At 75.4% G+C, this 3939-nt stretch carries 5 protein-coding genes; all 5 read left to right on the top strand.

What is annotated here, in order from left to right; genetic code table 11:
* On the top strand, positions 1 to 569 hold a 569-nt coding region (locus AWH51_RS08545), incomplete at its 5' end, for a RibD family protein (RefSeq protein ID WP_131798124.1).
* On the top strand, positions 569 to 1222 hold the full coding sequence (locus tag AWH51_RS08540; RefSeq protein ID WP_063071665.1) for a riboflavin synthase: 654 nt from the start codon (positions 569 to 571) through the stop codon (positions 1220 to 1222). The genes AWH51_RS08545 and AWH51_RS08540, both read left to right, overlap by 1 nt.
* The gene (gene ribA, locus AWH51_RS08535) at positions 1219 to 2586 is read left to right on the top strand and encodes a GTP cyclohydrolase II (protein WP_063071664.1); all 1368 of its coding nucleotides are present in this window, start codon (positions 1219 to 1221) and stop codon (positions 2584 to 2586) included. Before AWH51_RS08540 ends, ribA begins: the two co-directional genes overlap by 4 nt.
* A complete protein-coding gene (gene ribH / locus AWH51_RS08530; RefSeq protein ID WP_063071663.1) occupies positions 2583 to 3065 on the top strand; it encodes a 6,7-dimethyl-8-ribityllumazine synthase in 483 nt (160 codons plus the stop codon). The genes ribA and ribH overlap by 4 nt, the downstream gene beginning before the upstream one ends.
* A 95-nt stretch (positions 3066 to 3160) precedes the next feature.
* The coding region (locus AWH51_RS08525; RefSeq protein ID WP_063071662.1) for an ABC transporter ATP-binding protein at positions 3161 to 3939 on the top strand (779 nt) is incomplete at its 3' end.

Genomic DNA, 3939 nt, shown 5'->3' with positions numbered 1-3939 from the left:
CGGCCAAGTGGGCCTCCAGCCTCGACGGCCGCATCGCCGCGGCGGACGGCACGAGCCGCTGGATCACCGGGCCCGCCGCGCGCCACGACGTGCACCGCCGCCGCGCGGAGGCCGACGCGATCCTCGTGGGCACCGGCACCGTGCTCGCCGACGACCCGGCGCTCACCGCCCGACGGCCCGACGGGATCCCGTACCCGCACCAGCCCGCGCCCGTCGTGCTCGGCGACCGCGCGATCCCGGACCACGCGGCCGTGCACCGCCACCCGCGGCGGCTCATCCGCATCGCCGGACACGACCCCGCCGCGGCGATCGCGGAGCTCGGCCGACGCGGGATCCGGCACGTGTTCGTGGAGGGCGGCCCCACGATCGGCTCCGCGCTCGTGTCCGCCGGGCTCGTGGACGAGGTGGTCGCCTACCTCGCGCCCGTCCTCCTCGGCGGCCCGCGCACCGCGACCGGCGACCTCGGCGTCGAGAGCATGCCGGCCGCCCACCGACTCACCCTCATCAGCACGACGCGGCTCGGGGACGACCTCCTCGTGATCGCGCGACCCACCACGGAAGGCCAGTGATGTTCACAGGGATCATCGAGGAGCGCGGACGCGTCCTCGCGCTCGACGCCGAGGGCGACTCCGCCCGGATCACGGTGGAGGCGCCGCTCGCGGTGTCCGACGCCCGGCACGGCGACTCCATCAGCGTCGACGGCGTGTGCCTCACGGTCGTGGAGCAGACGGCGGAGGGCTTCACCGCCGACGTCATGCGGCAGACGCTCGTGATGAGCTCACTCGGGCGCCTCGGCGTGGGCGACCGCGTGAACCTGGAGCGCGCCGCGCGCGTGGGCGACCGGCTCGGCGGCCACATCGTGCAGGGCCACGTCGACGGCACCGGGCGCCTCGTCGCGACCACGCCGGGCGAGGCATGGCGGATCCTCCGCTTCTCGCTGCCCGCCGAGCTCGCGCCGCTCGTGGTCGACCGCGGATCCATCACCGTGCAGGGCGTGAGCCTCACCGTGAGCGCGGTCAGCCCCACCGACACCCCGGACGCCGACGCCTGGTTCGAGGTGTCGCTCATCCCCGAGACGCTCACGGCCACGACGCTCGGCGCGCTGGAGGTGGGCGACGAGGTCAACCTGGAGACCGACGTGCTCGCGCGCCACGTGCAGCGGATGCTCGCGCTGGGCGCGCGCGCCGCCGCCACCCCCGCCGCCGAGGGGGACCGCTCGTGAGCCTCGCCTCCATCCCCGCCGCGTTGCAGGAGCTGCGCGCCGGCCGTCCCGTGATCGTCGTCGACGACGAGGGCCGCGAGAACGAGGGCGACGTGCTGCTCGCCGCCGAGTCCGCCTCGCCCGAGTGGGTGGCCTGGCTCGTGAAGCACTCCTCGGGCTTCATCTGCGCGCCCATGACCAACGAGATCGCGGACCGGCTGGAGCTGCCGCTCATGGTGGCCGACAACCGGGATCCGCGCGGCACCGCGTACACGGTCTCGGTGGACGCGGCCGACCGGCTCTCCACGGGCATCAGCGCGTCCGATCGCGCCCACACCCTGCGCGTGCTCGCCGACCTCGACAGCGTGCCGACGAGCCTGCACCGGCCGGGGCACATCCTGCCGCTGCGGGCGGTGGACGGCGGCGTGCGCGAGCGCGACGGCCACACCGAGGCGGCGGTCGACCTGCTCACGCTCGCGGGCCTCACGCCCGTCGGCGCCATCAGCGAGATCGTGCAGGACGACGGCGAGATGATGCGCCTGCCGGGCCTCCTCGCCCTCGGCGAGCGCGAGGGCGTGCTGGTCGTCACGATCGAGGCGCTCGTCGCGCACCTGGAGGAGTTCCACTGCGACCGGCCGCTCGAGCCGGCCGTGGAGATCCCCGAGGCGTCGCGCGTGATCTTCGAGGTCGAGACCACGGTGCCCACGACGCACGGCACGTTCCGGCTGCGCGCCTACCGCGACCGCACCACGGGCGCCGACCACGTGGCGGTCGTCTCCGGCGACCCGACCGCGCACGGCACCCTCGTGCGCGTGCACTCGGAGTGCCTCACGGGCGAGGCCCTCGGATCCCTGAAGTGCGAGTGCGGCCCGCAGCTCGACGCGGCGCTCGACGAGATCGCCCGCACGGGCGGCATCGTCGTGTACCTGCGCGGGCACGAGGGGCGCGGCATCGGCCTCGTCAACAAGCTGCGCGCCTACCGGCTGCAGGAGGACGGCCTCGACACGCTCGACGCCAACGTGGCCCTCGGGCTCCCGGCGGACGCGCGCGACTACGGCGCGGCGTCGGCGATCCTGCAGGACATGGGGATCGAGGACGTGCGCCTGCTCACGAACAATCCCGAGAAGGTGCGGCAGCTGGAGGCGCACGGCGTCCGCGTGACCGAGCGCGTGCCGCTCGTGGTCGGCGTCAACGACGTGAACGCCGGCTACCTGGAGACCAAGCGCGAACGGATGGGGCACCGCATGGTGCTCGACACGGACATGCACATCGGCCCGGACGCCTACCCGGACGCCGAGGCGCCCGCCGGCCTGACCACCACCACGGCCGCACCGGCCGCGACCACGACCCCTGCCACCACGACTCCCGAGGAGGAGACCGCATGAGCGGACACGGAGCACCCGACATCGACCCCACCGCGCTCGACGGGACGGGGCTGGAGGTCACCGTCGTCGCCGGACGCTGGCACGACGAGATCAGCGCGGGCCTCCTCGCGGGCGCGCAGCGCGTGCTCGACGCGGCGGGCGTCACCACCACCGTGATCCGCGTGCCCGGCAGCTTCGAGCTGCCCGTGGTCGCGCGCGCGGCGCTCGATGCGGGGGCCGACGCGGTCGTCGCGCTCGGCGTCATCATCCGCGGCGGCACCCCGCACTTCGAGTACGTCTCCGACGCGGCGACCTCCGGTCTCACGCAGGCCTCGCTCCTCACGGGCAAGCCGATCGGCTTCGGGCTGCTCACGCTCGACGACGAGCAGCAGGGCATCGACCGCGCCGGGCTCCCGGGTTCGAAGGAGGACAAGGGCGCCGAGGCGGCGGAGGCCGCGGTGACCACAGCGCTGCTGCTGAGGGGGATCCGCGGGGCGTGACCTGCCGTCCGCGCGGTTTTGATATCGAGAACGGGTATCAGTAGGGTCGGACGGAGCGCTCGCGGAACGTCCGACGGCGCCTGGACGGAGGCCCGGTGCATCCCGCCCTCGACGTCCGCTCGCTCTCGATCTCGATCGGGCGCACGCCGCTCGTGCACGACGTCGACCTCCGCGTCGGCGCGGGCGAGCGGGTGGCGCTCGTCGGCGCGTCCGGCTCGGGCAAGTCGCTCACGGCGCAGGCCGTGCTCGGGACGCTGCCCTCCGGATCCGCGGTCGACGGCGTCGTCGAGCTCGGCGGCCGTGCGATGCGGCCCGCGTCGCCGCGCCAGCGCCTCGGCCGCGTCGCCGCCGTGCAGCAGGACTCCCTCGCCGCGCTGAACCCGCTCGTCCCCGTCGGCGCGCAGCTCGTCGCGGCGCTGCGGGCGGCGCGGGCGCGCGGATCCGCCGCCGACGCCGGGCTCCTCACCCGCGCGGACGCCCGCCGCGAGGTCCTGGCCCTCCTCGACGAGGTGGGGCTGGAGGATCCCGCGGGGGCCCTCCCCGCCTTCGCCGCCGAGCTCTCGGGCGGTCAGCGCCAGCGCGTGTGCCTCGCCCTCGCGCTCTGCTGCGGGGCCGACCTCCTCCTCGCCGACGAGCCCACCACCGCGCTCGACGTGGTGACGCAGGCCCGGGTGGTCGACGTCATCCGCCGCCGCCTCGACGCGACCGGCCAGGCGCTCCTGTTCATCACGCACGACCTCGCCGTGGCGGCGGCGCTGTGCGACCGGGTGGTCGTGCTCGAGGCCGGGCGCGTGGTCGAGGCCGCGACGATGCGCGACCTCGTGCGGCGCCCGCGGCACGCCTACAGCCGCGCGCTCGTGGCGGCCGCCTCCCG

The organism is Clavibacter tessellarius, from assembly GCF_001618005.1.
Taxonomy (GTDB): Bacteria; Actinomycetota; Actinomycetes; order Actinomycetales; family Microbacteriaceae; genus Clavibacter; species Clavibacter tessellarius_A.
The sequence above is the reverse complement of the archived record's forward strand: the minus strand, read 5'-3'. Positions and strand labels throughout refer to the sequence as shown.

What these genes read in the sequence shown, in the direction of transcription:
- AWH51_RS08540 (WP_063071665.1), top strand. Translation starts at nt 569, where the DNA reads ATGTTCACAGGGATCATCGAGGAGCGCGGACGCGTCCTCGCGCTCGAC.
- ribH (WP_063071663.1), top strand. Translation starts at nt 2,583, where the DNA reads ATGAGCGGACACGGAGCACCCGACATCGACCCCACCGCGCTCGACGGG.